This window comes from Teichococcus oryzae, from assembly GCF_008386565.1.
GTDB classification, from domain to species: Bacteria; Pseudomonadota; Alphaproteobacteria; order Acetobacterales; family Acetobacteraceae; genus Pseudoroseomonas; species Pseudoroseomonas oryzae.
The window spans coordinates 154,438-179,848 of the sequence record NZ_VUKA01000001.1 but is presented as its reverse complement, the minus strand read 5'-3'; the positions used below and the strand labels follow the sequence as shown (position 1 = coordinate 179,848).

The 25,411-nt window shown below is 70.3% G+C and carries 22 protein-coding genes and 2 pseudogenes; 12 read left to right on the top strand and 12 right to left on the bottom strand.

The annotated features are described in order from the left end of the window. Positions 1–7: 7 nt before the first annotated feature. The 4 genes from F0Q34_RS00790 to F0Q34_RS00775 all read right to left on the bottom strand — a co-directional run bounded on the left by F0Q34_RS00790 (position 8) and on the right by F0Q34_RS00775 (position 5,216). On the bottom strand, positions 8–1,216 hold the full coding sequence (locus F0Q34_RS00790) for a Gfo/Idh/MocA family protein (RefSeq protein WP_149810242.1): 1,209 nt from the start codon (positions 1,214–1,216) through the stop codon (positions 8–10). 161 nt (positions 1,217–1,377) lie between these two features. Further along, complete coding sequence (gene asnB / locus F0Q34_RS00785; RefSeq protein ID WP_149810241.1) at positions 1,378–3,135, bottom strand: asparagine synthase (glutamine-hydrolyzing); 1,758 nt, start codon at positions 3,133–3,135, stop codon at positions 1,378–1,380. A gap of 34 nt (positions 3,136–3,169) precedes the next feature. Next, positions 3,170–4,219: a glycosyltransferase gene (locus tag F0Q34_RS00780; protein ID WP_149810240.1), complete on the bottom strand. Its 1,050-nt coding sequence runs from the start codon at positions 4,217–4,219 to the stop codon at positions 3,170–3,172. Between the two features lie 73 nt (positions 4,220–4,292). Beyond that, on the bottom strand, positions 4,293–5,216 hold the full coding sequence (locus tag F0Q34_RS00775; protein ID WP_149810239.1) for a glycosyltransferase family 9 protein: 924 nt from the start codon (positions 5,214–5,216) through the stop codon (positions 4,293–4,295). Positions 5,217–5,301: 85 nt separating this feature from the next. Between F0Q34_RS00775 and ygfZ the strand changes: the two genes are divergently transcribed. Continuing rightward, a complete protein-coding gene (ygfZ, locus tag F0Q34_RS00770; RefSeq protein WP_149810238.1) occupies positions 5,302–6,117 on the top strand; it encodes a CAF17-like 4Fe-4S cluster assembly/insertion protein YgfZ in 816 nt (271 codons plus the stop codon). 178 nt (positions 6,118–6,295) lie between these two features. On the opposite strand, the gene ppdK is transcribed toward ygfZ, so the two are convergent. From ppdK to F0Q34_RS00755, 3 genes are read right to left on the bottom strand one after another with little or no spacing between them, the layout of a single operon-like run. Further along, entirely contained in the window at positions 6,296–8,968 is a 2,673-nt protein-coding gene (ppdK, locus tag F0Q34_RS00765) for a pyruvate, phosphate dikinase (RefSeq protein WP_149810237.1), read from the bottom strand. A 13-nt stretch (positions 8,969–8,981) separates the two neighbouring features. Further along, positions 8,982–11,153: a glycine--tRNA ligase subunit beta gene (gene glyS / locus F0Q34_RS00760; RefSeq protein ID WP_149810236.1), complete on the bottom strand. Its 2,172-nt coding sequence runs from the start codon at positions 11,151–11,153 to the stop codon at positions 8,982–8,984. A 52-nt stretch (positions 11,154–11,205) separates the two neighbouring features. Further along, positions 11,206–12,099, bottom strand: coding sequence for a glycine--tRNA ligase subunit alpha (locus F0Q34_RS00755; RefSeq protein WP_149810235.1), 894 nt, complete (start codon positions 12,097–12,099; stop codon positions 11,206–11,208). A gap of 105 nt (positions 12,100–12,204) precedes the next feature. On the opposite strand from F0Q34_RS00755, the gene F0Q34_RS00750 reads away from it, so the two are divergent. Continuing rightward, positions 12,205–12,609 (top strand): ketosteroid isomerase-related protein, encoded by a 405-nt coding sequence (locus tag F0Q34_RS00750; RefSeq protein ID WP_149810234.1) that lies wholly within the window; start codon positions 12,205–12,207, stop codon positions 12,607–12,609. A 54-nt stretch (positions 12,610–12,663) separates the two neighbouring features. Here the strand turns inward: F0Q34_RS00750 and F0Q34_RS22245 are convergent, their stop codons facing one another. The 3 genes from F0Q34_RS22245 to F0Q34_RS00735 form a co-directional block, all read right to left on the bottom strand. Then, the gene (locus F0Q34_RS22245; RefSeq protein ID WP_149810233.1) at positions 12,664–13,506 is read right to left on the bottom strand and encodes an acyltransferase; all 843 of its coding nucleotides are present in this window, start codon (positions 13,504–13,506) and stop codon (positions 12,664–12,666) included. Positions 13,507–13,531: 25 nt separating this feature from the next. Continuing rightward, positions 13,532–14,791: an aminopeptidase gene (locus F0Q34_RS00740; protein ID WP_149810232.1), complete on the bottom strand. Its 1,260-nt coding sequence runs from the start codon at positions 14,789–14,791 to the stop codon at positions 13,532–13,534. Positions 14,792–14,876: 85 nt separating this feature from the next. Beyond that, the gene (locus F0Q34_RS00735; protein WP_149810231.1) at positions 14,877–15,689 is read right to left on the bottom strand and encodes a S49 family peptidase; all 813 of its coding nucleotides are present in this window, start codon (positions 15,687–15,689) and stop codon (positions 14,877–14,879) included. A gap of 234 nt (positions 15,690–15,923) precedes the next feature. Between F0Q34_RS00735 and F0Q34_RS00730 the strand changes: the two genes are divergently transcribed. The 7 genes and pseudogenes from F0Q34_RS00730 to F0Q34_RS22605 form a co-directional block, all read left to right on the top strand. Continuing rightward, complete coding sequence (locus tag F0Q34_RS00730) at positions 15,924–16,355, top strand: CoA-binding protein (protein ID WP_149810230.1); 432 nt, start codon at positions 15,924–15,926, stop codon at positions 16,353–16,355. A 159-nt stretch (positions 16,356–16,514) separates the two neighbouring features. Beyond that, positions 16,515–17,252 carry a DUF2076 domain-containing protein gene (locus tag F0Q34_RS00725; protein ID WP_149810229.1) on the top strand — a complete coding sequence of 246 codons (738 nt, stop codon included), beginning with the start codon at positions 16,515–16,517 and terminating at the stop codon, positions 17,250–17,252. A 162-nt stretch (positions 17,253–17,414) separates the two neighbouring features. Further along, on the top strand, positions 17,415–18,635 hold the full coding sequence (locus F0Q34_RS00720) for an MFS transporter (protein ID WP_149810228.1): 1,221 nt from the start codon (positions 17,415–17,417) through the stop codon (positions 18,633–18,635). A 96-nt stretch (positions 18,636–18,731) separates the two neighbouring features. Beyond that, on the top strand, positions 18,732–19,751 hold the full coding sequence (locus tag F0Q34_RS00715) for an aminoglycoside phosphotransferase family protein (RefSeq protein ID WP_149810227.1): 1,020 nt from the start codon (positions 18,732–18,734) through the stop codon (positions 19,749–19,751). Continuing rightward, a complete protein-coding gene (locus F0Q34_RS00710) occupies positions 19,748–20,473 on the top strand; it encodes a nucleotidyltransferase family protein (RefSeq protein ID WP_241665242.1) in 726 nt (241 codons plus the stop codon). The genes F0Q34_RS00715 and F0Q34_RS00710 overlap by 4 nt, the downstream gene beginning before the upstream one ends. Before the next feature lie 106 nt (positions 20,474–20,579). Next, positions 20,580–20,747: pseudogene (locus F0Q34_RS22610) on the top strand (maltose acetyltransferase domain-containing protein); the annotation flags it as partial. Positions 20,748–20,981: 234 nt separating this feature from the next. After that, positions 20,982–21,125: pseudogene (locus tag F0Q34_RS22605) on the top strand (DapH/DapD/GlmU-related protein); the annotation flags it as partial. An 80-nt stretch (positions 21,126–21,205) separates the two neighbouring features. On the opposite strand, the gene F0Q34_RS00700 reads toward F0Q34_RS22605, so the two are convergent. Then, positions 21,206–22,303, bottom strand: coding sequence for a branched-chain amino acid aminotransferase (locus tag F0Q34_RS00700; protein ID WP_149810225.1), 1,098 nt, complete (start codon positions 22,301–22,303; stop codon positions 21,206–21,208). 280 nt (positions 22,304–22,583) lie between these two features. Here F0Q34_RS00700 and F0Q34_RS00695 point away from each other — a divergent pair, with 280 nt between their 5' ends. The 3 genes from F0Q34_RS00695 (at position 22,584) to F0Q34_RS00685 (ending at position 25,086) form a co-directional block, all read left to right on the top strand. Beyond that, the gene (locus tag F0Q34_RS00695; protein WP_241665241.1) at positions 22,584–23,411 is read left to right on the top strand and encodes an ornithine lipid ester-linked acyl 2-hydroxylase OlsC; all 828 of its coding nucleotides are present in this window, start codon (positions 22,584–22,586) and stop codon (positions 23,409–23,411) included. A gap of 45 nt (positions 23,412–23,456) precedes the next feature. Next, positions 23,457–23,837 (top strand): VOC family protein, encoded by a 381-nt coding sequence (locus F0Q34_RS00690; protein ID WP_149810223.1) that lies wholly within the window; start codon positions 23,457–23,459, stop codon positions 23,835–23,837. A gap of 70 nt (positions 23,838–23,907) precedes the next feature. Beyond that, entirely contained in the window at positions 23,908–25,086 is a 1,179-nt protein-coding gene (locus F0Q34_RS00685; RefSeq protein ID WP_149810222.1) for a multidrug effflux MFS transporter, read from the top strand. Between the two features lie 12 nt (positions 25,087–25,098). On the opposite strand, the gene F0Q34_RS00680 is transcribed toward F0Q34_RS00685, so the two are convergent. Beyond that, complete coding sequence (locus F0Q34_RS00680; RefSeq protein ID WP_149810221.1) at positions 25,099–25,386, bottom strand: putative quinol monooxygenase; 288 nt, start codon at positions 25,384–25,386, stop codon at positions 25,099–25,101. Positions 25,387–25,411: the final 25 nt, after the last annotated feature.

The window sequence follows — 25,411 nt, the reverse complement described above, 5'->3', positions numbered from 1 at the left end:
CGGACGCTCAACCCTTCATCGTCATGTCGGGGTTGAGCGCCACCCGCTGCTGCGTGGCGGCACTGCGGTAGAGCGCCTCGATGATGCGCATGTCGCGCAATCCCATCTCGCCCGGCGTGGCTACCGCGCCGTTGTTCAGGATGGCGTTGGAAAGATGGTCGATGACGCCGGTGAACTGCTCGGCGCTGGCGGCTTCCGAAATGACCTGCCGCTGTTCCCTGGCGTTCGACAGGGTGAGCCTGTTGTCCTTGTAGGCGGTGGCCGGGTCCAGCACCGCCACCGCCTTGTCGCCCCACAGGTCGATGCGCTTCTTGTCCGCCGTGTAGCCGGAGGAAATGTTCACCCGCGCGCCCGAGGCGAATTCCAGCTGCGCCGTCATGACGTTCTCGATCTCGGCGAAGCGCTTGTCGCCGGGCGGCGAATGGATGGTGGCGGTCACCGCGACCGGCTCCTCGCCCAGCAGCCAGATCAGCCCGTTCAGCGAGTAGATGCCGATATCCACCAGGGAGCCGCCGCCGGCGATGTCCTTGCGCATCCGCCATTCGTCGCGCGGCTTGGAAGGGTCGAGCGGCCTGTGGTGGTCGGAGGCGGCGAACCAGATCCGGCCCAGCTCGCCGGCCTCGGCCATCCGCCTGGCTTCCATGTTGTAGGGCTCGAAATGCGCGCGGTAGGCGATCATCAGCCGGCGCCCCGCCGCCTTCGCGGCATCGATCATGCGCTGACAATCGGCGGCCGAGGTCGCCATCGGCTTCTCGCACATCACATGCTTGCCGGCTTCCAGCGCCCGCACCGTCAGCTCGGCATGGGTGGAGTTGGGGGTGATCACGTAAACCACCTGCACCGAATCATCGTCGCGCAGCCGCGCCATGTCGTAGCCGTAGCGATGGGCCTCGCCGATGCCGTAGCGGGCGCCCACCGCGCGCAGCTTGTCCGGGCTGCCGGAGATCAGCCCGGCCGGGCGCGACATCAGCGCCCGCCCCAATGCCGGCAGGGCATAGGCCTGGGCGAAATGCCCGAGCCCTGCCACGGCCCAGCCCAGGCGCCGGTCCTCGGCCTGTTGCGGCGGCCGCTCCAGCTGCGGGTCCGGGCGTCCGGTGGGCGTGGCCGGCAGGCCTCCACCACCCTGCGCCGCGGCGGAGGCCGCCGCCAGCGAGCCGAGCCCCGCCGTCAGGGAGCCGATCATGACCCGGCGGGAAGGAATGGCGGGCTGCGGCATGGCGTTCTGCTCCGGTGGCTGTTGCCGGGCAGAACCCGCGCCCATCGCGGCTGTTGCGTCACGGAGCCGTCAAGCGCCAGCGCGGCCGGCCTGCCCGATGGCATTCGCCCCCGATGTGGCCCGCCGCCTCCGTGGATGGCCTGCGGCCTTGCGGGCAGACGCTAGCGCAGGCTGAGGTAATGGAAGGTGTCGCCCTGCGGGGCCAAGCCCTCCACGTGGCGCCGGTGCCAGAGCGCGTAGAACAGCAGGTGCCAGGCGGCGAAGCCTTCCCGCTTGCCCGCCGCCGCCTTGAACAGGGCTTCGACGCGGTCCGGCCTGGCGATCTCCGCCACGCCGGGCTGGGCCGCCACCAAGGGGCCGAGCTTCCCGCCCTGGGCGGCGATCCAGGCCCCCACCGGCACGGTGAAGCCCTGCTTCGGCTTGTGCGGATCGGCGGCGGGGAAGTTGCGCGCCAGCCATTCGCGCAGCAGCCACTTGCCGGCATGGCCGCGCACCTTGAGCGAGTCCGGCAGGCGGAAGGCGGCCTCGGCGATGGCGGGGTCGAGGAACGGGGTGCGCCCCTCCACGCCATGCGCCATCAGGCAGCGGTCCAGCTTGATCAGAAGGTCGTTGGGCAGCCAGTCGGCCACGTCCAGCGCCTGCGCCGCCATCAGGCGGGTGCGGCCCGGCAGCGCCACCGCGGCCTCCGCCGCCGCCACGCCGTCGCGCCAGCCGGTGGGCGGCTGGCGCAGCACGTCCAGACGGTCGAAGGCGCCCCGGGTGCGCGGGGCCTTGCCGCCCAGCCACCAGGGGCGCATGGCGGCGCGGTAGCGGCCATAGCCGCCCAGGATCTCGTCCCCGCCCTCCCCCGACAGCACCACCTTCACCTCCTGCCGGGCGCGGCGGGCTAGGAACCAGGTGGGGATGATGGCGTAATCCGCCGCCGGGTCGTCCACGGCGCCGACGATCTCCGGCAGGTGGCGCCACACATCATGCTCGGACACCATCACCGTGGCATGACGCGCGCCGGCAGCGCGGGCGAAGGCAGCGGCGCGCTCCCGCTCATCGGCGGCGCCGGGCACGTCGAAGCCGGCGGTGAAGGCGCGCACGGGCGCCTCGTTCAGCCGCGCCATCATCGCCAGCACGGCGGCGCTGTCGGTGCCACCGGACAGGAACATGCCATAGGGCACGTCGCTGCGCTGGTGCATCTCGACGCTGTCGCGGAAGGCGGCGCCGAAGCGGGCCAGCGCCTCCTCCTCCGTGGCGGCGACGGGGCCGCCCTCGGACAATGCGGCGCGGCGGCGCCGCTCCGTCACGCTGCCATCGGAGATGCAGATGCTTTCGCCGGGCAGCACCCGGTTGATGCCCTCGAAGATGGTCTCGGCGCCGGTGGTGAACTGCATCTGCAGCAATTCGGCGCGGGATTCGGCGCGCAGGCGCGGCTGGACCAGCCCCGCCGCCAGCAGGGCCTGCGGCTCCGAGGCGAAGGCGATGCCCCCGGCCACCTCGGCGGTGTAGAGCGGCTTGATGCCGAAGGGATCGCGCGCCAGCACCACCTGCCGCGCGACCCGGTCATGGATCGCCAGCGCATACATGCCGCGCAGCGTGTCGGCGAAGGCCATCCCGTCCCGGCGGTACAGATGCAGCGGCGGCTCGCAATCGCTCCCCGTCGCGCAGCCGAGCTGGTTCAGCTCCCGCAGCTCGCGGTAATTATAAACCTCGCCATTGCCGACCAGTGCCGCCGGCCCCGCGAACAGCGGCTGGTCGCCGCCGGCCAGGTCGATGATGGCCAGCCGCGTATGCGCGAGCGCCACATTGGCCGAGACATGGTGCCCCGCCCCGTCCGGCCCCCGGTGCGCCAGCGCCGCCGTCAGCCTTTGCAGGGTCATCGCGTCAGGGATCTGGCCTTGGCGCAGGATCAGGCCGGCAATGCCGCACATGCGAAAGCATCGTCTCCGCCCGCCCGGGGAGTGGTCAGGATGGCGCGCGCCCGGGGGCGGAAGAACGAGGCGCAGCAACCCCTTGCAGGAAGCCGCGCCAGCGCGCAAGCACCGGCGCCTCCGCGAACTCCGCCGCATAGGCGGCACGCCCCGCCTCGGCCAGGGCGGCGCGGCGCGCAGGATTGTCGAGCAGCGCGGCGATGGCAGTGGCCAGCGACTCGGGCCGGTCCCTCGGCACCAGCATGCCGGTTTCGCCATCCCGGATCAGTTCCGAAGGGCCCTGCGCATCGGCGGCGACCACCGGGCGGCGGGCGCTCCAGGCCTCGATCACCATGTTGCCGAGCGGCTCGTGGCGGGACGAACAAACAAAGATGTCGCAGGCGGCGAGCAGCGCCGCCGCGTCCTGGCGCCATCCCAGGAAGCGGACCCGCCCCGCGATTCCCAGCTCCGCCGCCAGGGCTTCCAGCGCGGCGCGCTCCGGCCCCTCCCCCGCGAGCAGCAGCACGGTGCCGGGCAGCGACGGCAAGGCCCGCAGCAGCGTGTCGAAGCCCTTGTGGCGGTGCAGCCGCCCAAGGGCGAGCAACACGGGCATACCTGAGGGCAGTTCCAGCGCCGCCGGGGTGGCCCCGGCCATGTCGTCCACGAAATTGGGCAGGTAGTGGGTGCGCTCCGCCGGCCAGCCCTGGGCGGCGATCCAGGCCGCAAGGTCGCGCGTGTTGCCGACCAGATGGTTGCAATGGCGGTAATACTTCAGGTCGTAATAGCCACCGAGCCGCCCTACCAGCGGCCAAGGCCCGCGCGGCGCCTTTGCCGCCCCACGGTTCATCCAGGCCACGGCCACATCGGGGCGGAAGCGGTGCAACGCCCAGCGCAGGCGCGGCCGCGTCAACAGATCCAGCGGACCGCCGAAGGGAAGCTGCAAGGGCTCGACCCCGCCGGCCAACAACCGCGCCGCGCGGGCGGAATCGCGGCGAATGGCCGGCAGCACCGTGTCCCCGGCCCGGTGCAGCGCCAGGGTCAGGCGCTCATAGAAGCCTTCGGCGCCGCCCATGGTGGCCCCGGCCATGATCTGGGCGATCCGCATCAGCGGGCCTGGGACCGCAGGAGCGCCCGCGCCGCCTTGCCTGCTTTCCGGACGGGCCGGCGTGGCTGCGCCATCAGGCCGCCACCGTCGCCGCGCCATCCAGCAGCCGGGTGGCGGCGTCCAGTGCCTTTTCCACCGGCAGGTCGCGCATCGACGCGGTGCCGACCGGGCCATCCGCCAGCACGGCGCGAGCCTGCCGGCCGACAGGGGCGTATTCATCCGCCGGCGTTGGACCGAACAGCCCCAGCGTCGGGACGCCCGCTGCCGCCGACAGGTGCATCAGGCCGGAATCATTGCCGACAAACAGCGCGCAGCGGGACAGCACCGCCGCCGCTTCGGGCAGTTCCAGTTGGCCGGACAGGTTTAGCGCATCCGGCAGCGCCTGCAGCACGGGGGCCACCATGGCCGCTTCCAGGGCTCCCGGTCCGGCCAGGATCACCGGGCGCGCGCCCGGCATCGGGCCTCCGGGCGCAGTCAGGGCGCGGAACAGCGCCACGAAGCGTTCGGGTGGCCAAACCTTGCCGGCCCAGTTGGCGCTGGGCCCGAGGGCGATGAACGGCCCGCCCCCCTGCAGCAGGGCGGCGGCGCGCGCCATGTCGGCACCGTTGAACCAGGCCACCGGATGTGGCGCCGGTTGCAGGCCCAGCACCCCGGCCAGATGACCGATGCGGTGCCCCGGCCGCCGCCCCCCCCGCATCACGGCACGCCGGCCGGCCGGCACCAGCCAGGCCAGGGCCGAGCCGCGCAGATCCACCACCAGGTCCCAGCGCCGCCCCGCCACCTGCCGCCACAGGCTCAGCCAATGGCGGGAAAAGCTCTGCTTCTCCAGCACGATGGTGGCTTCGCGCCGGGGCATGCGGGCGAACACTCCCTCGGCCACCGGGCCGCAGGCGACCGTGATCCGCGCCTCGGGATAGCTCCGCAGCAGATGGTCGAGCAGGCCGGTGGAGAGCACCGCATCCCCGATGCGGGTCGCGGTCACGAACAGGATTCGCATGGTTGGGCCGGCGCATAGCATGGTTGCGCCGCGCCGTGCAGCGCCGCCGCTTGTTCTGAGGGCTGATCGGGCCAAAATTGCCTGCATGCCGATCGCCCTTCTGCCCGCCCGCGCCGTTCTCGACCTGTCCGGCGAGGACCGCATCGCCTTTCTCCAGGGACTCGTCTCAAACGACGTGGCGCAGGCCGCGCCGAGCCAGGCCGTCTGGGCCGCGCTGCTGACGCCGCAGGGCAAGTGGCTGGCGGATTTCTTTGTCTTCGCGGATGGCGACCGGCTGCTGCTGGACGTGGCCACCGATCAGGCAGCCATGCTGGTGCAGCGCCTGTCCCGCTTCCGCCTGCGTTCCAGGGTCTCGCTGGGCGTGGCGGAAGGGCTGGCGGTGTGGGCCGGATGGGGCGGAACCCCGCGGCCGGAAGGAGTTTCCGCCGCCGACCCGCGCCTGCCGGAAGCGGGATGGCGCGCCATCCTGCCGGCCGGCGCCACCCCCGGGGGGGAGGCCGGCGATTACAACCGCCACCGCCTCATGCTCGGCCTGCCGGATGGCGTCCCGGACATGGAGGCCGAGAAATCCGTGCTGCTGGAAGCCGGCTTCGACGAGCTTGGCGGGGTTTCCTGGACCAAGGGCTGCTACATGGGCCAGGAGCTGACCGCCCGCACAAAATACCGGGGCCTGCTGAAGAAGCGGCTGTTCCCGGTGGCCGTGGAAGGCCCGCTTCCTGCCCCCGGCACCCCCATCCTGCGGGGCGAGGCGGAAGTGGGCGAGATGCGCTCCGGCATCGAAGGCCATGGGCTGGCGCTGCTGCGGCTGTCGGTGCCGCCGGGGGAAAAGCTGTCCTGCGGGACGGCGGTGCTGACCGCTTCCGTGCCGGACTGGATGCAATTGCCGGAAAAGGCGGGCTAAGGCTCCAAAGCCGATCCCGACCGGATGGCATCACCCGATCGGGCGAAGATGCTCATAAAAGCAAAGGCCTGGAACGGCGTCCGTGAGCCGGTGCGAACGGAACCCGCTCCAGGCGAAGGCCGGAGGCGCATGGCCTCCGGCACTGTCATCGTCGCGGGATGATCCCGCGGCCCTTCATTCAGGCCGTCCGGTCGCCGCCCGCCGCCGATAGGGCCGCCTGCGCCGCCGCCAGCCGGGCCACCGGCACGCGGTAGGGGGAGCAGGACACGTAATCCAGCCCGACGCCCTCGCAGAAGGTGATCGAGGCCGGGTCGCCGCCATGCTCGCCGCAGATGCCGAGCTTGATGTCAGGCTTCACGCCGCGGCCCTTGTCCTTGGCGATCTCCACCAGCGCGCCGACGCCATCCGGGTCGATCGACACGAACGGGTCCTTCGGCAGAATGCCCTTCTCCACATAGTAAGGCAGGAACTTGCCGGCATCGTCGCGGGACAGGCCGAAGGTGGTCTGCGTCAGGTCATTGGTGCCGAAGGAGAAGAAGTCCGCCACGCCGGCGATGGAATCAGCGGTCAGGCAGGCACGCGGCAGCTCGATCATGGTGCCGACCAGGTATTCGATGGTCGTGCCGGCCTCGGCGAAAACCTCCTTGGCCACCTTGTCGATCTGCGCGCGGGTGATCTCCAGCTCCTTCCTGGCGCCCACCAGCGGGATCATGATCTCGGGCACCGGGGCCTTGCCGGTTTCCCGGGCGGTGGCGACGGCCGCCTCGAAGATGGCGCGCGCCTGCATCTCGTAGATCTCGGGATAGGTCACGCCCAGGCGGCAGCCGCGATGGCCCAGCATCGGGTTGGCTTCCGACAGGTCCAGCGCGCGCCGCTTCATGGCGGCGAGGTCGGCGCCGAGGCTTTCGGCAACCTCCGCCAGCTCCTCCTCCCGGTGCGGCAGGAACTCGTGCAGCGGCGGGTCGAGCAGGCGGATGGTCACGGGCAGCCCCGCCATGATGCGGAACAGCTCGGTGAAGTCCTTGCGCTGGAAAGGCAGCAGCTTGGCCAGGGCGTCGCGGCGGCCGCCCTCGCTGTCCGACATGATCATCTGACGCACGGCGCCGATGCGCTCGGGGTCGAAGAACATGTGCTCGGTGCGGCACAGGCCGATGCCCTCGGCGCCGAACTTGCGGGCGGTGTCGGCGTCGAGCGGCGTTTCGGCGTTGGCGCGCACCTTCATGCGGCGGAACTTGTCGGCCCAGCCCATCAGCGTCGCGAAGTCGCCGGACAGCTTCGGCTCCACCATCGCCACGGCGCCCAGGAAGATCTCGCCCGTGGCGCCATCGAGGGTGATGGTTTCGCCCGCCTGGATGGTCTTGCCGCCGGCCATGAGTTGCTGGCTGGCATAATCCACCACCACGCCGCCGGCGCCCGCCACGCAGGGCCGGCCCATGCCGCGCGCCACCACCGCCGCGTGGCTGGTCATGCCGCCGCGGGTGGTGAGGATGCCCTTGGCGGCATGCATGCCGTGGATGTCCTCGGGGCTGGTCTCGATGCGGACCAGGATGACGCTCTCGCCCTTGGCGGCGCGCGCCTCGGCCTCGTCGGCCGAGAACACCACCGTGCCGCAGGCGGCGCCCGGCGAGGCCGGCAGGCCCTTGGAAAGCACGGTGCGCGGCGCCTTCGGGTCCAGCGTCGGGTGCAGAAGCTGGTCGAGCGATCCGGGGGCGACGCGCTTCACCGCCTCCGCCTCGTCGATCAGCCCCTCGCGCGCCATGTCCACGGCGATCTTCAGGCTGGCGGCGGCGGTGCGCTTCCCGTTGCGGGTTTGCAGCATGTACAGCTTGTTCTGCTGCACGGTGAACTCGATGTCCTGCATGTCCGTGTAGTGCTTCTCAAGCGTTTCACGGACGCGGACGAGTTCCTGATAGGCCGCCGGCATGGCCTTTTCCATGCTGCGCTCGCCCGGCTTGGCGCGGGCCTCGCTCATCGGCTGCGGCGTGCGGATGCCGGCCACCACATCCTCGCCCTGGGCGTTGATCAGGTATTCGCCGTAGAAGATGTTCTCGCCGGTGGACGGGTCGCGGGTGAAGCAGACGCCCGTCGCGCAATCATCGCCCATGTTGCCGAACACCATGGCCTGGACGTTCACCGCCGTGCCCCAGTCGGCCGGGATGTCGTGCAGGCGGCGATAGGTGTTGGCGCGCTGGTTCATCCAGGAGCCGAACACCGCGCCGATGGCGCCCCAGAGCTGCGCCTCGGGCTCCTGCGGGAAGGGGGAACCCAGCACCTCCTCCACCATCGCCTTGTAGCCGCCGACGACCTTCTTCCAGTCGGTGGCGGTCAGCTCGGTGTCCTCGGAAACGCCCTTGTCCAGCTTGGCGTCCTCGATGATCTCCTCGAAGCGGTGGTGATCGACGCTCAGCACCACGGAGCCATACATCTGGATGAAGCGGCGGTAGCTGTCCCAGGCGAAACGCTCATCGCCCGAGGCGGCGGCCAGCCCTTCCACCGTGCGGTCGTTCAGGCCGAGATTCAGCACCGTGTCCATCATGCCCGGCATGGAAACGCGGGCACCGGAGCGGACGGAAACCAGCAGCGGCTTCTGCTCGTCGCCGAATTTCAACCCGACCGCCTGCTCGATGCGGGCCAGGTTCTCGGCCACCTGCGCCTTCAGCTCGGCGGGGTACTGCTTCCCGTTCGCGTAATAGTAGGTGCAGACCTCGGTGGTGATGGTGAAGCCCGGCGGCACGGGCAGCCCGATCGAGGCCATTTCCGCCAGGTTGGCACCCTTGCCCCCCAGCAGGTTGCGCATCTCGGCCTTGCCGTCATTGCGGCCGGCGCCGAAGCCGTACACCCACTTCTGCATCCTAGGGTTCCCTTCAGCCTTCGATCTTGGAGAAATCCGCCACCTGGTCGATCGCATCCCGGAGGCGGGCCAACAGGCCAAGGCGGTTGCGCCGGAGCCGCGCATCCGCATCATTTACCACGACCTTGTCAAAGAACGCGTCAACCGGGGCGCGCAGTTCCGCGAGCGCGAGCATGGCCGCGCCATCATCCTCGGCCGCCAGGGCGGCATGCGCCTTGGGCAGCGCGGCGTCCAGTGCCGCGGACAAGGCGCGCTCCTCCTCCGCCGCGAACAGGGCGGGATCGGTTTCCGGGCGGTGCGGGCCGTCCTTCTTGTCCTCGATGCGCAGGATGTTGGCGGCACGGCGCGCGGCCGCCAGCAGGTTCGCCCCGTCCTCGCCCTCCAGGAAGCCGCGCAGGGCGCTGGCACGCGCCAGCAGGCGCACCAGATCGTCGCCACCGCCAGCCGAGAAGGTCGCGGCCAGCACGTCATGCCTCTCCCCTTCCGCGCGGAGCTGCACGCGGAGGCGGTCGGCCAGGAAGTCGAGCAGCCCGGCGGCGAAAGCGGCCACCATCGGCGGGTGGTCGGATTTCGGATCTGGCCGGAAGCCGTTCTTCATGGCCTCCTGCGCCACCGCCATGCCGAATTCCGGCTCGGCCGTCATGCCGACGGCCTGCGGGTAGCCAAAGAAGGCCTCGGCCAGCGCGTCGGACAGGCTGAGGCGCAGCCCGTTCTCGCGCAGGATGCGGATCACGCCGAGGGCGGCGCGGCGCAGCGCGTAAGGGTCGCCGGAGCCGGTCGGGCGCTCGTCGGCGGCGAAGAAGCCGGCCAGCTGGTCCAGCTTGTCCGCCAGCGCCACCGCGACGGCGACGGGCTCTTCCGGCACGGAATCGCCTGGCCCCATCGGGCGGTAATGCGCGGCGACCGCCTCGGCCACGCGCGGGTCCTCGCCGTCCTTCGCCGCGTAATAGCGGCCGATGATGCCCTGCAGTTCCGGGAACTCTCCCACCAGCCCGGTGGCGAGATCGGCCTTGGCCAGCCTCGCGGCGCGGGCGGCGAGCGACGGGTCAGCGCCCAGCCTGCCCGCCAGCCAGCGCGCCAGGCGCTCCAGCCGGCGCACCCGCTGCCCCTGGCTGCCGAGCTTCGCATGGAACACCACGCCATCCAGCTTCGGCAGGTAGGATTCCAGGGTCTGCCGGCGGTCCAGGTCCCAGAAGAAGCGGGCATCGGACAGGCGGGCGCGCAACACGCGCTCATTGCCGCCGACCACGGCCCGGCCGCCATCCTTCGCGGCGATGTTAGACACCACGGCGAAGAAGGGGGCGGCGGTGCCATCCGGCCGGCGCAGGGCGAAGTAGCGCTGGTTGACGCGCATGGTGGTGCGCATCAGCTCCGGCGGCAGGTCCATGAAGGCATCGTCGATGCGGCCCAGCAACGGCACCGGCCATTCCACCAGCCCGGCGACCTCGGCCACCAGCCCCTCATCCGGCACCACCTCGACACCCTCCGCCGCGGCCAGCGCCGCGATACCGTCACGCACCAGCTTGGCGCGCTCCGCGGGGTCGATAACCACGTGCCGGCCGGCGAGTTGCGCCGCGTAATCGGCATAATCCGCGACGGCGAAGGCGCCGGGCGACAGGATGCGGTGGCCTTCCGTCAGGTTCGCCGCCACCAGCCCATGACCGTCATCCTCCCCATTGGCGAGGGAGAACGGCACCACGGCCCCGTTGAACAGGCACAGGATGCGCTTCAGCGGCCGCACCCAGATGAAGCCGCTGGTGCCGCCCCAGCGCATGGATTTCGGCCATGGGAAGCGGCGCAGCAGGTTCGGGATGATCTCCGCCAGCACGGCGGGGGTGGGCCGGCCGGGCCGGTGGATCACCGCGTAAAGATAGGCGGTGCCCTTCACCTCCCGGGTTTCGAGCTGGTCGCGCGTGAGGCCGGTGGAGCGCAGGAAGCCTTCCAGCGCCGGGCCGGTGGCATCCGCGCGTGGGCCGCGCCGCTCCTCCCGCACCTCTGCGGTGCCTTCCGGCAGTTCCGCCACCAGGGTCAGGCGGCGGGGGCCATACAGGGTGCGCAGGCTGGCAGCCTGCAGGCCCGCGCCCTTCAGCGCCTCCCCCATCAGCCGCTGCAGGTCCTCCGCGGCGCGCGCCTGCATGCGCGCGGGGATTTCCTCGGAGAACAATTCAAGCAGAAGTTCGGGCATCGGGGGCCTTACACAGCAAACAGGGGCCGGATCGCGGAGGGAGGCGGGATCGTCAGGCGCCAGGCCGCCCGGAGGTCGAATCGGGGGCGAGCCAGGTTTCGCAGCAGGATTTCGCCAGGGCGCGCACGCGGCCGATATAGCTGGCGCGCTCCGTCACGGAGATGGCGCCGCGCGCATCCAGCAGGTTGAAGGCGTGGCTGGCCTTGATGCACTGGTCATAGGCCGGCAGGGCCAGCTTCTTTTCCACCAGCGCGGCGCATTCGCCTTCCGCGTCCTTGAAGTGCTGGAACAGCAGGGCGGTGTCGGCGTGCTCGAAGTTGAAGGCGCTGAATTCCTTCTCGGCACGCAGGAAGACGTCGCCATAGGTCACGCCCTCGCCGTTGAAATCCAGGTCATAGACGTTCTCGACGCCCTGGATGTACATGGCGAGGCGCTCCAGGCCGTAGGTCAGCTCGGCGCAGGGCTTCTGCACGGGGATGCCGCCGACCTGCTGGAAATAGGTGAACTGCGTCACCTCCATGCCGTCGCACCATACCTCCCAGCCCAGGCCCCAGGCGCCCAGCGTTGGGCTTTCCCAGTCATCCTCGACGAAGCGGATGTCGTGCAGGGCGGGGTCGATGCCGAGCGCGCGGTAGCTCTCGATCAGCAGGGCCTGCGGGTCGGCCGGGCTCGGCTTCAGGATCACCTGGTACTGGTAGTAATGCTGCAGCCGGTTCGGGTTCTCGCCATAGCGGCCGTCGGAAGGCCGGCGGGAGGGCTGCACATAGGCGGCCTTCCAGGGCTTGTCGCCCAGAGCGCGCAACGTGGTCGCCGGATGGAAGGTGCCGGCGCCCATTTCCATGTCATAGGGCTGCAGGATGACGCAGCCCTGCGCCGCCCAGAACCGGTGCAGGGTGAGGATGATGTCCTGGAAGCTGAGGGGCTTCCCGGTTTTGGTCTGGCTCATCGATGGCGTCTCGGCTGTTCTGGCGGCGCGGTGACTTGCGGCCCGGTTGCGCGCCGCACCATAAGATGCACCCCACACACGGGCAAGAAAGGGGCAAGTTCCCACATGGCAAGCACCGAATCACTGATCCGTTCGTATTACGAGGCGTTCAACGCCGGCGACGTGGATGGCATGCTGGCCCTGCTGACCGAGGATGTGGCGCACGACATCAACCAGGGCGGCCGGGAATACGGCATTCCCGCCTTTCGCGCCTTCATGGACCGCATGAACGCGCATTACCGGGAAGAATTGCGTGACATGGTGGTGATGACGGAGCCCGGTGGCAGCCGCGCCGCCGCCGAGTTCATCGTGCACGGCACCTACCTCACCACCGATGAGGGCCTGCCGGAAGCGCGCGGGCAGCGCTACATCCTGCCCGCCGGCGCCTTCTTCGAGATCCGGGGCGGGCGCATCGCGCGGGTTTCCAATTTCTACAACCTGGCCGACTGGATGCGGCAGGTGGGCGACTGAGGCGGGTGGGCGGCGCAACCCGGGCGAGCCCGCCGCAACCGGCCTTGCCCAGGCTCACCCGCCCTCGCCATGCCCTGGAGCGGTTCCGGACCAGCCCAGGGTGTCTCGCAGCGCCGCGACACGCTTGGCATCCGGGCGAGACTGGCGGGTCCAGGACACGCCTTCCCGCATCACCCGGGCCGGGATGCCGGCCGCCAGGGAACAGGGCGGCACGTCCCGCGTCACCATGGCCTGCGCCGCCACGATGGCGCCCCGCCCGACCGTCACGCCCTTCATGACGCTGGCGCCGGCGGCCAGCCAGACATGCGGCCCGACCAGCACGTCTTCCGGCAGGTTCACCTGCTCCCCGGTGGCGAGATCGACGATACCGTGAGAATCAGCGTTACGAAGCTGGACGCCCACCGCGAACATGGCGTCATCCCCCACCAGCATGCGCCGCCCCGGGCCTTCCACCATGGCATTGCCGCCATTGGTGGAACTGTCGCGGCCGAGCAGGAACAACGCTTCCCCGCTGCGCAGTGAGACCTGGAAATTGTGCCGCCCCGTGCCGCCGGCCACGGCGAACACATGCCCGCCGCCGGTGATCTTCAGCTTGAACTGACTGCCCGGCGCGGCGTCATCCAGCGCGAACAGGCTGTCGCCCCGCGCGGCAGCGCCAAAGACGATCCGCAGCGAGGCCGCCGGTCCGCCGCCCAGCAGCAGCCGGTCCCCGGCGGCAGCGCGGCCTTCGAGGATGACGCCATGCCGGGCGAGCAGATCGGGCGGCGCCGTGTCCAGCGCGATCTCCACCGCGCCCTCGGCGAAGCGTGGCAGGGAATAGCCTTCCGGCAAGCCGCCGCGCAGCAGGGGATGCGTGGCCAGCGCCGCCGCCGCCTCGGCCGGGCCCAGGCGTCTCATGCCCCGTCCCCGCCGCCCGCTGCCGTCAGACCCACTCACCCTGCCGCATCACCGGGGTGGCCGCGCCATCGAAGCCGATGCCGTCCACATCCACCTGTCCGCTGCCGATCATCCAGTCCACATGGATCAGCGAGGAATTGCCACCGCGCGCGGTGAAATCGGCGTCGGTCATGCTTTCGGCGTCGGTGAAGCACTTCTTGTAGGCCTGGCCGAGCGCGATGTGGCTGGCCGCGTTCTCGTCGAACAGGGTGTTGAAGAACAACAGCCCGCTTTGCGAGATCGGCGAGGAATGCGGCACCAGCGCCACCTCCCCCAGCCGCCGCGCGCCCTCATCGGTGCCGATCAGCTTTTGCAGCACCGCCTCGCCGCTGCTGGCATGGGCTTCCACGATGCCGCCCTTCTCGAAGCGGACGCGGATGTCGCGGATCAGCGTGCCGCCATGCGCCAGTGGCTTGGTGGCGGCGACGACGCCCTCGGTCATCGCCGCGTGCGGGGTGGTGAACACTTCCTCGGTCGGGATGTTGGGGTTGCCGGTGATGCCGTTGCGCGCCTTGGAGATGCCGCCCATCCAGGCATGCCCGTCCGCCAGCCCGACGGTGAGGTCGGTGCCCGGGCCGGTGAAGCGCAGCGCGCGGAAGCGCCTTTCCGTCAGCATCTTGCGGCGCGCCATCAGGCTGGCGTTGTGCTCGGCCCAGGCGGCCTGCGGGTCGGGGCGGTCGATGCGGGCGCTGCTGTACAGCGCGTCCCACAGCTTCGCCTGCGCCGCCGCCTCGGGCAGCTCGGGAAACACGGCCCGCGACCACGCGGCCGAGGCAAAGGGCACCAGCGTCCAGTTGATGGCCGAGGCGGTGATCAGCTCCAGCGCCGGGCGATAGGCCCTGGAGCGGGCGCGGTTGCTGCGCGCCACCTTCTCCGGGTCTTGCCCCGCCAGCAGGTTCGGGTCCTCCCCCACAATGGCCAGCCGCGCGGCGCCATTCCGGAAGGCCGCCGCCATCGCATCAAACATCCAGGCGGGCGCATGGTCGAAGACGCTGTCATCGGCGTGGCGGTAGCGCGCCAGCGTGCATTCGTCGTCCGAGAAGAAGGTGGTGACCTGGGAAGCGCCGGCCTTGTAGGCCTCGGCGGTGATGCGCCGGACCAGCGGCAGCGCCTCGACCGAGGCCGTCATCACCAGTTCCTGGCCCGGATGCAGCCCACCCAGGCCGACCCGGACCGCGACTTCCGCCAGCTTGTCCAGACGGGGATCGGCGGCGGCCGTGCTGTGCTCGGGCTGGTGCTGGTCCATGCGGCGTTTTCCTTTGGCTGCGGTGGCGCGTGTCGCGGGGATTGCCACCGGACGGGAGCCCGGTGTCAAGCGGGGCCGCTGCCGCCTACAGGCCCAGGCGCGCCCAGGCCATGCGTTCCTCCGCCACGGCCAGCCCCTCGGCCATGGCGCCGCGCAGCAGGCGCAAGGGCAGCGGCGGCCGGCGCTGGCCGAGCGGCACGATGCGCGCCTTTTCGCCGAAGCGGCGGCGGATCTCGCCGCGCGCATCGCCCAGCCCGTCCACCAGGCCGAGGGCCAGCGCTTCCCGCCCCGTCCAGAAGCGGCCGGTGAACAGCGCTTCCTCCGGCGCCTTCAGGCGGCTGCCCCGGCGATCGCGCACCCAGCCCTTGAACTCGGCATGCAGGGCGCCGAGCAATTCCTCCAGCCGCTCCTGCTGCCAGGGTTCCACCGGGCGGAACGGGTCCAGGAATGATTTCTGGCCGCCGGCCGTGGTCAGCCGGCGTTCCACGCCAAGCTTGGCCGCCAGCCCTTCCACACCGAAGCCGGCCGAGATGACGCCGATCGAGCCGACAATGGAGGACGGATCGGCGATCACCTCATCCGCCGCGCAGGCCAGCCAATAGCCGCCCGAGGCCGCCGCGTCCTCGCAGCAGGCGATCACCGGCACCTTGTTCTTGTCGGCCAGCTGGCGGATGCGCCCCGCGATCAGGCTGGATTGCACCGGGGAGCCGCCGGGCGAGTTGATCGCCAGCACCACGCCGGCCAGCCTTTTCAGGGCGAAGGCGCGCTCTAGCACCGGGCCGATGCCGTCGATGTTGAGGCCGGCCGGCGCCGGGCCCAGGCCGCCGCGCGCGGCGATGACGCCGGACAGCCGCACCACCGCCACGACGGGGGGACGGTTCAGGAAGGGGATCTGCATGACGCTCCAAATTGTTCCGCCATGGCTGCAACACAAGCCGCGCCGGGAACCCTGCCGCCTTCCCGGCGTTTCCCGGACCCGGCCTGGCCACGGGCTGGATGGAAGGGCGCTGGATGCCCGGCCGCGGAAGGTGGACGATGCCCGTGGGTCCGGCGGCAGTTTCCCCCGCCCCGCGCCGGGCGGAAAACCCCGCGCATCCCGCACTGCCAGCGCGAAGACCGAAGGAGAACCGGAATGACCATTGATGGCCTGGATGACGACGCCATCCGCCGCCTGCTGCTGAACACCCGCCGGGTCGCCGTGGTGGGCGCCTCGGCCAATCCCCTGCGCCCGTCGAACGGGGTGACCGGCTTCCTGGTCAGCCGGGGCTTCGACGTCACGCCGGTCAATCCCGGCCTGGCCGGGCAGAAGCTGCATGGCGCCACCGTGGCCGCTTCCCTGGAGGAAGCCGGGCCGCTGGATCTGGTGGACATCTTCCGCCGCTCCGAGGAAGCGGGCAAGGTGATCGACGAGGCGATCCGGCTCGGCGCCAAGGCGATCTGGACCCAGCTCGGGGTGATCGATGAAGCCGCCGCGGCGCGGGCCCGCGCGGCCGGGCTGGTCGCGGTGATGGATCGCTGCCCCGCCATCGAATGGCCGCGCCTGGGGCTTTCGGCCGGCGCCTGAGGCGGGACATTGGGGCGGATAGTCCCAAAAGATGTCCATTCTGTAATTTTGATCTTGAAAGCCACCCTGGCGCGGTCCAATTCCGGAAACGCGCGCGGGGCCGGTCGGTCCCGCGCGGGATAACGCCACCGTCTGGAAAGGCCCCTTTGGGGAACGGACATGACCGAAGAAGAACGCCGCATCATCTCCGCCTTCGTGGAGCGCATCGCCGGGGTTTCGGGCCAGCAGGCCGCCTCACCCTGGGGCGGCAGCAGCGTGCCGGCCACCCAGTCCAACCCGCCCCTGCCGCCGGTGGACCCGGAAGCGGACCGTCTGATCGGCGATCTGTTTGCCCGCTACCCTGAGGCGCGCTACCGCCTGACGCAGACGGCGTTTGTGCAGGAACACGCCCTGGTGCAGGCGCAGAACCGCATCCAGGACCTGGAATGGCAGCTGGAGAACGCGCAGCGCCAGGCACAGGCCCAGCCGCAGCGCGGCGGCGGCCTGTTCGGTGGCATGTTCGGCGGCGGCCAGCAGCAGCAGCGGCCCATGCCGATGACGCCGCGCCCGCAGCCGGTGATGCCGCCCCAGGGCATGAATCCCGGCATGATGCAGCAGGGCCGCGGCTCCGGCTTCCTCGGCTCGGCGCTCACCACCGCGGCCGGCGTGGCCGGCGGCATGGTGATGGGCAACATGCTGATGAACATGTTCTCCGGCGGCGCGGCCGAGGCAGCCACGGGCGCCATGAACGAGGCCGGCGCCTTTGGCGAGGAAGCGGTCGGCGCCGCCAGCCCCTGGACCGATCCGGGCGGCGCCGGGGATCAGGGCGGCAGCGACGCTTATGCCGACAATGCCGGCTATGCCGATGATGGCGGCTTCGCCGATGATTCGGGCTTCGCCGACGACGAGGACATCTGATCTGCCCGTGGCCCGGCGGGCTTGTTCCCGCCGGGCCGCGGCTTTCCCGCTTCACCGCTTTCCGGCATGGCAGTCCGGCGCCCGCGCTGTTTGACAGTGCTGCCGGCCGCGAGCAGCCTTGGGTTCCTTCCGCCTGCAAGAAGAAGTGACCCGAGGAACGCCATGCCCCCTGACGGCACCGCAGCCGCTGCCCCTGCCCGCCCCAGCCGCGACTGGCGCATCATCGGGCTGATCGGCACCGGGCATTTCCTGTCGCATTTCTACATGCTCTGCCTGGCACCGCTGTTTCCCGCATGGCGCGAGGAATTCGGCGTGTCCTATGCCGCGCTCGGCTTGTCCGTGGCGCTGATGAGCGCGGTGACGGCGCTGCTGCAAACGCCGGTCGGCTTCCTGGTGGACCGGCACGGGGCGCGGCCCTATCTGGTCGGCGGCACGCTGATCATGGCGTTGTCGATCTCGGCCATGGCCTTCGCCCCCAGCTATTGGGCGATCCTTGTTCTCGCCGTGCTGTCGGGCATCGGCAACAGCGTGATCCACCCGGCCGACTACGCCATCCTGGCCGGCAGCATCGACAAGGCCCGGATGGGCCGCGCCTTCGCCTGGCACACCGTGACGGGCAATCTGGGCTTCGCCCTGGCGCCGCCCACCATCGCCCTGCTGTCCACCGTCATCGGCTGGCGTGAGTCGCTCCTGCTGGTTGGCCTTCTCGGCATTCCTGTGATCGGCGCCATCCTGCTGCAAAGCCGCATCCTGATGGACCAGCCCAAGGCGCGGGAACGCAAGGGGGGCGGCGCCTCGGTGCTGTTCAGCCGCACCATGCTGCTGTTCTTCGCCTTCTTCCTGCTGTCCGCCATGGCCGGGTCGGGGATGCAGGCCTTCCTGATCACGGTGCTGGACCAGCTCTGGGGCATTCCGGTCGCGCTCGGCTCCATGGCGCTGACCGGCTACCTCGTCGGCTCGACGCTGGGCGTCCTGGTGGGCGGCTGGTTCGCCGATCGCTACAGCCGCCACGCGCTGTTCGTGATTTCCCTCACGCTCACGGCCATTGTCCTGATCCTGCTGCTGGGCGCGCTGCCGATGTCGGGCGCGACGGCCATCATGCTGGCGCTGGCGGCGGGGCTTTCCCTGGGCGCCAGCCGCACGCCGCGCGACGTGATGGTGAAGGACGCGGCGCCGCCGGGGGAGATCGGCAAGGTGTTCGGCTTCATCTCCGCCGGGCTGCCGTTGGGCGGCACGCTGACCCCGGTGTTTGGCCTGCTGATGGATGCCGGGCTGGCGCATTGGGTGCTGCCGCTGGTGGCCGCCATCCTGGCCCTGTCGCTGTTGTGCATGGGCAGCGCGCGCGGCAGCGCCCTCGCCGCCAGGGCCGTGCCCGCGGAATAGGCTGCCGCCTGCGATGCGCGGCCGCCTGTGAAATCTGCTGCACCGCGCAATCGGTGCTTGGCAAGCGGCGGCGCCTGCGGCACCTCCTGCCGCAGCATGACCCCCGTCGATTCCTTTCTCGCCGCGCATGGCTATGGCGCGGCCGCGCGAACCCCGCTGCCGCAGGATGCCGGCCACCGCCGCTACACCCGGCTCACCGGCGGGCCACGCTCGGCGCTGCTGATGGATTGCACCGATGCGCCCAGGGTCGGGGTGACGCCGGAGGAGGATCTGGTTCCCTTTCTTCGCCTGGCGCGGCACATCGCCGGCATCGGCCTTTCCGCCCCGGCCGTGCTGGCCGAGGACCTGCCGCGTGGCCTGCTGCTGGTGGAGGATCTCGGCCCCGACACCCATGCGCGGCTGCTGGATGCCGGCGCCGATCCGCGCCCCCTTTACGAAGCCGCAGCCGAGGCGCTCGCGGCGCTGCACGCCGCGCCGCCGCCGCCCGGCCTGCCGCGTTGGGAAGCGCCCCGCATGGCCGAGACGGCGGGGCTGACCTTTCTGGAATGGTGGTGGCCCGCCACCTTCGGAGCCAGGCCGGATGACGCCGTCCGGGCGGAATTCGCCGCCGCGATGCAGGCCATGCTGTCCCCCTTCGCGGGCGCCGGCTGCCTGGTGCATCGCGACTACTTCCCGGCCAACCTGATCGACCTGCCCGGACGGCCGGGGCCGCGCCGCACCGGCATCCTCGACTTCCAGGACGCCGCAGAAGGGCATCCCGCCTATGACCTGGTCAGCCTGGTGGAGGATGCCCGCCGCGACGTGGCGCCGGAGGTGCGGCAGGCCGCCATCGACCGCTACCTGGATGGCCGCGCCGGACTAGACGCGGACGCCTTTCTCGCCGCCTTCGCGGCCCAGGCGGCGCAGCGCCATCTGCGCGTGGCCGCGCTGTGGGTGCGGCTGGACCGGCGCGACAACAAGCCCGGCTACCTGAAGCACGGCCCGCGCTGCTGGGCCCTGCTGGACCGCGCCCTGCGGCATCCCTCCACCCGGCCCCTGGCCACCTTCCTCGACCGCCATGTGCCGCCCGACCTGCGGCGCAACCCGGACCCTGCCCCGGAGGACCTGCCCGCGTGATCACCCTTCATTCCGCCATGGTTCTGGCCGCCGGGCTCGGCACCCGCATGCGGCCGCTGACCGAGGCGACGCCGAAGCCGCTGCTGAAGCTGGCCGGACGCTCCCTGCTGGACCACGCGCTGGACCGCATCGACGCCGCTGGCATCGGCAACACCGTGGTCAACGCCCATTGGTTCCCCGACCAGGTGGAGGCAGCCTGCGCCGCCCGCGCCCGGCCGCCCCAGGTGCTGCGGGAAGACACCATCCTGGAAACAGGCGGTGGCGTGCGCAACGCCCTGCCCCTGCTCGGCCCCGATCCCTTTCTGGTGGTGAATGGCGACGCCTTCTGGCTCGACGGCCCGAACCCGGCGCTGGAAAACCTGGCCACGCGCTTCGATCCCGAGAGCATGGACGCGCTGCTGCTGGTGATGCGCGCCGCCTCGGTCGAGGGCGAGGTCGGGCGCGGCGATTTCCGCATGGACCCGATGGGCCGTCTGCTGCGCCCGCGCGAGCGCGAGGTCGTGCCCTACATGTATGCCGGCGTGCAGATCATCCACCCGCGCCTGTTCGAGGATGCGCCCGAAGGTGCCTTCAGCACCAACATCCTGTGGGACCGCGCCATCGAGGCGGAGCGCCTGTTCGGCCTGGTGCATGACGGCGCCTGGTTCCACCTTTCGACGCCGGTTGATCTCCGCAAGGCGGAAGGGCTGCTGGCGGCCAATCTGGTGAAGCCGTTGTTCTGAGGGCAGCGGGTCCGGACAGGATTCCTCCACGGTTTTCCCCCTCCCCGGGCGGGAGCCGTGGCGACGGGGCCGCAAGGGCCTGACGCGAAACCAGTGAGGAGGCCAGATGGACCAGCGCACCCAAAAGGAAAGAATGCTCGCCGGGGAGCTTTATGTCGCCGACTGCCCGGAACTCGCCGCCGACAACAGGCGCATCTCCGAATGGATGGCGCGCTACAACGCGGCGCTGGCCGTGCCGCCCGATGAGCGGCATGCCATGCTGGTGGAAGCCTTCGGAGCCGTCGGAGCCGGGGTGAACATCCGGCCGCCCTTCTTCTGCGATTATGGCTACAACATCAGCATCGGCGCCGGCTCGTTCATGAACTTCAACTGCGTCGTGCTCGACGTGGTGAAGGTGACGATCGGCGAGAAGACGCAGATCGGCTCCGCGGTGCAGATCCTGACCGCCGATCACCCGCGCGACCCGGCGCTGCGGGCGCAGCTCCTGGAATTCGGCCGGCCGGTGACCATCGGCTCCAATGTCTGGATCGGCAGCGGCGCCATCATCCTGCCGGGCGTCACCATCGGCGACCACGCCGTGATCGGCGCCGGCAGCGTGGTGACACGCGATGTGCCGCCCGGCGCCATTGCGGTCGGCAATCCCGCCCGGCTGAAAGACTGAACAGGGCCGCGCGGAGGCGGCAGCGGTGAAAAGGGCAGAAACGCCGCGGCGCTTCTGCCCCCTTCGGGCCTTCAGGCCGTGACCGGCGCCTTCACCACGCTGGTCCAGCCATGCGGGTCGGCCGCCTCGCCATACTGGATGCCCACGATGCTGTCATACAGCTTCTGGGTCAGGATGCCGGTGTGGCCATTGCCGATCGAGATCTTCTCGCCCTTGTAGCCCAGCTCACCCACCGGGGAGACGACGGCGGCGGTGCCGGTGCCCCACATCTCGCGCAGCGTGCCGTCGCGCCCGGCCTGCATCACCTCGTCGATCGAGACGCGGCGCTCGGACACGGTGTGCCCCCAGTCGCGCAACAACTGCAGGATGGAATTGCGCGTGACGCCATCGAGGATGGTGCCGGCCAGCGGCGGGGTGATCACCTCCTCGCCGATCTGCATCATGATGTTCATGGTGCCGACCTCGTCGATGTATTTCCGCTCGACGCCGTCCAGCCAAAGCACCTGGGTGTAGCCGGCGCGCTCCGCCTCCTGCTGGGCGGACAGGGAGGCGGCGTAGTTGGCGGCCGTCTTGGCCTCCCCCAAGCCCCCCTGCACGGCGCGCACATGGGTGTCGGTGGCCAGGATGCGGACCGGCTTCACGCCTTCCTTGTAATAGGCGCCAACCGGCGAGCAGATCACGAAATAGGTGTAGCGATGCGCCGGGTGCACGCCCAGCATCACGTCCCGCGCGATCACGGTGGGGCGGATGTAGAGCGAGGTGCCACGGGTGCGCGGCACCCATTCATGGTCGGCCGCGACGATCGCCTCGAAGGAGCGGCGGATCAGGTCCACATCCATCTCGGGGATGCAGAGCGCCCGGCAGGATTTGTTCAGCCGCTCGGCATGGCGCTGGGCGCGGAACAGGCGGATCTGGCCGTCCTTGCCGCGGAACGCCTTCAGCCCGTCGAACACCGCCTGGCCGTAATGCAGCACCGAGGTGGCGGGGTCCATGACCAGCGGCTCGTAGGGCACCACGCGCGGATCGTGCCAGCCCTTTCCTTCCTCGTAATCCATCAGGAACATGTGGTCGGTGAAGACCTTGCCGAAGGCCAGGGTCGCGTCATCCGGGCGCGGGCCCGGTCGCTGGGTGCGCGTCACGCTGATCGGCGTTTCGTTCTGGGAGGTCATGGCGCCCCTTCTCGCAGGATTGTTGCGTGTCTGCCGTCAGTATCGCAATAGCCTAACAGTTTAACCCTTGGCGACTGCACATTCCACCCATGCGCCCACGTTCTGATAGGTCAATGAAGCTGACTGTTCAGAGGCGGCGGGCAACCCTTGCGGCCTTGCGAATCCTTCGCAATATGACGCTTCGGTGCGGCCATGGCGCGGCGTCTCCGCTTGACCTGCCGCCGCCATGGGCACAGGAACACCGGTTCAACGGCCCAATCCTGACGGGGAGACCAGTTTCTTGCATCACGGCGCCACCCCACCCGGCGGAACCGACGCGCCCCAGCAGACCTTCGGCACCACCGACATGGCGCCGCTGGAACGGCCCAGCGCGATCACCCGCTTCTTCATGTCCGTTGTCGCCTGGGCCGAGAAGCTGAACCTGAAGCACTCGGCGGTCGGCAACCCGCCCGTCTATGACAACGCGACCTTTCCCTGGGCCGCCGAGGTCGAGCGGGAATGGCACCTGATCCGCAAGGAGCTGGAACAGGTGCTGGTGCGGCAGAGCGAGCTGCCGAGCTTCCACGACATTTCCACCGATGTGCAGACCATCAGCAAGGACAGCGCCTGGAAGACCTTCTTCCTGGCCGGCTACGGCCTGTCCTCGGCCGAGAACATCAAGCGCTGCCCGGAAACCTGGCGGATCGTGCAGAAGATCCCCGGCCTGAAGACGGCGATGTTCTCCATTTTCGAGCCGGGCAAGCACCTGCCGGCGCATCGCGGCCCCTATAATGGCGTGCTGCGGCTGCATCTCGGCCTGATCGTGCCGGAGCAAAGCGACCGCCTGGCGATCCGCGTCGACAAGCAGGTCTGCCATTGGCAGGAAGGCAAGGCGCTGATCTTCGACGACGCCTATGACCATGAGGCCTGGAACCACACCGACCAGACCCGGGTCGTGCTGTTCGTGGATTTCGTGAAGCCGCTGCGCTTCCCGGCCCGGCTGGTCAACTGGCTGCTGCTCAACCTCGCGGTGTTCACCCCCTTCATCCGCGAAGGGCTGGACAACCACAAGGAATGGGAAAAGAAGTTCTATGCGCAGGCGGAGCAGTTGCGGAACCGCCCCAACTGAACCGCCCGCGCTCACAGAACGCCCCCTGCGCGCAAGGAACGCCCGATGTCCCGCTTCACGGTTGACCACATCCATCTCCGCTCGCCCGACCCGGATGCGGCGGCGCGCTTCTACGTGGAGATGCTGCAGGCCACCGTGGCGGACCGGCTGGAAGGCCCCGATTCCCTGCGCGTCGTGGTGGACCTGGCCGGGCTGAAGCTGTTCATCGAGCGCGTGCCGCCCGGCACCGCCACCGTGCCGCCGCCGCCCTTCCAGGGGCTGGAGCATCTCGGCCTGGCGGTGAAGGACATCGACGCGGTCGCCGCCGAGCTGAAGGCCAAGGGCGTCGAGTTCACCCTGGAGCCGACCAGCCCCAAGCCCGGCATCCGCATCGCCTTCTTCAAGGCGCCGGACGGGGTGCGGATCGAGATCCTGGAACGAAGCTGAGCCCGCTTCCTCCGCGCCGATAAAGGCGGAGGGGGATGACTTGTGCGCCGCACCATCGGACACTGCGCCCATGCCATCCCCTTTTGTGAAACGTCCGCCGCTCTGGCTTCTGGTGCTGGTCACCACCTCCGGCACCCTGGGCATCCACATCTTCGTTCCGGCCCTGCCCCAGGCCGCGCAGGAGCTGGGCGTCGGCAATGGCACGGCGCAGCTCGCCATCAGCCTTTACATCCTGGGGCTCGCCCTGGGGCAGCTGGTTTACGGCCCCTTATCCGACCAATGGGGCCGGCGCCCGGTGCTGCTGGGCGGGCTCGGCCTTTACACCCTGGCCGGCCTCGTCGCGGCACTGGCGCCGGATGCCATCTCGCTGATCGCCGCGCGGCTGTTCCAGGCGCTGGGCGGCTGCGCCGGGCTGGCACTCGGCCGCGCCATCGTGCGCGACACGGCGGAGACCCGGGAAGCGGCGTCCCGCCTGGCGGCGCTGAGCATGGTGGTCTCGGTAGGGCCGGGGATCGCCCCGCTGATCGGCACAGCCTTGTCGGAATGGGTCGGCTGGCGGTCGATCTTCGCGCTGCTGGCGGGGCTGGGCGCGGTCACCATGGCGCTGGTGCTGTGGCGCCTGCCGGAAACCCGGGCGCGCGGCCATGGCCGCGGCGCCGCGGCGCTGATCTCCGATTATGCCGGGCTGCTGCGCTCGCCGCGCTTCCTCGGCTTCGCCATCGGCGGCGGCTGCGCCACCACCTCCTGGTATGCCTTTCTGGCGGCCCTGCCCTTCATCCTGGTGCAACAGCTCGGGCGGCCGGTGCATGAGGTGGGGTTCTGCTACATTCTGCTGGTGGGCGGCACCGCCTTCGGCAACCTCATGGCCAACCGCATGGTGGCGCGCTTCGGCTTCCGGCCGCTGATCCTGGGCGCCAGCGCGACCGGCGTGCTTGGGGCGTTGTTCTATCTCGCGGTGGTGCTGGGCGGTTGGATGAGCCTCACCACCGTCCTGATCGGGCCGCTGCTGTTCACGCTGGGCATCGGGCTGGCCAGCCCCCTGGCGCTGACCCAGGCCGTCAGCGTCAATCCGCAGGTGATCGGCTCGGCCTCCGGCCTGTATGGCTGCAGCCAGATGGCGGTGGGCGCGCTGTGCGCCTCCCTGGCAGGCGTGGGCGACGATCCGGCCCTGGCCTCGGCGGTGGTGCTGTTCGGCGCCGCGATGATCGGCTTCTGCGCCTTCGCGCTGGCGCTGCGCCGACCGCGCTGAAGGGGCGCACCTTCAACCAAGTTCCCGCAGGCGGTGGATGGCGGGCGGCGCCGCCAGCAACGCATCGAAGCGCGCGATGAGCCGCTTCATGTGCGGCTGTCCGAAATGCGCATCCAGCGCCGCGTCGTCGCGCCATGTTTCCCGCAGGATCAGATGCCCCGGCCGTGCGGCATCGCCCAGCAGCGTGTATTCGTGGCAGCCATCCTCGGCGCGGGTCGGCGCCAGCACCTCCTCCAGCGCCTGGCGCAATGCTTCCTCCTGTCCGGGGCGCGCGGTGAATTCGGCGATCACATGCAGCATCGGAAAGCCTCCCTGCGGGCCGGCT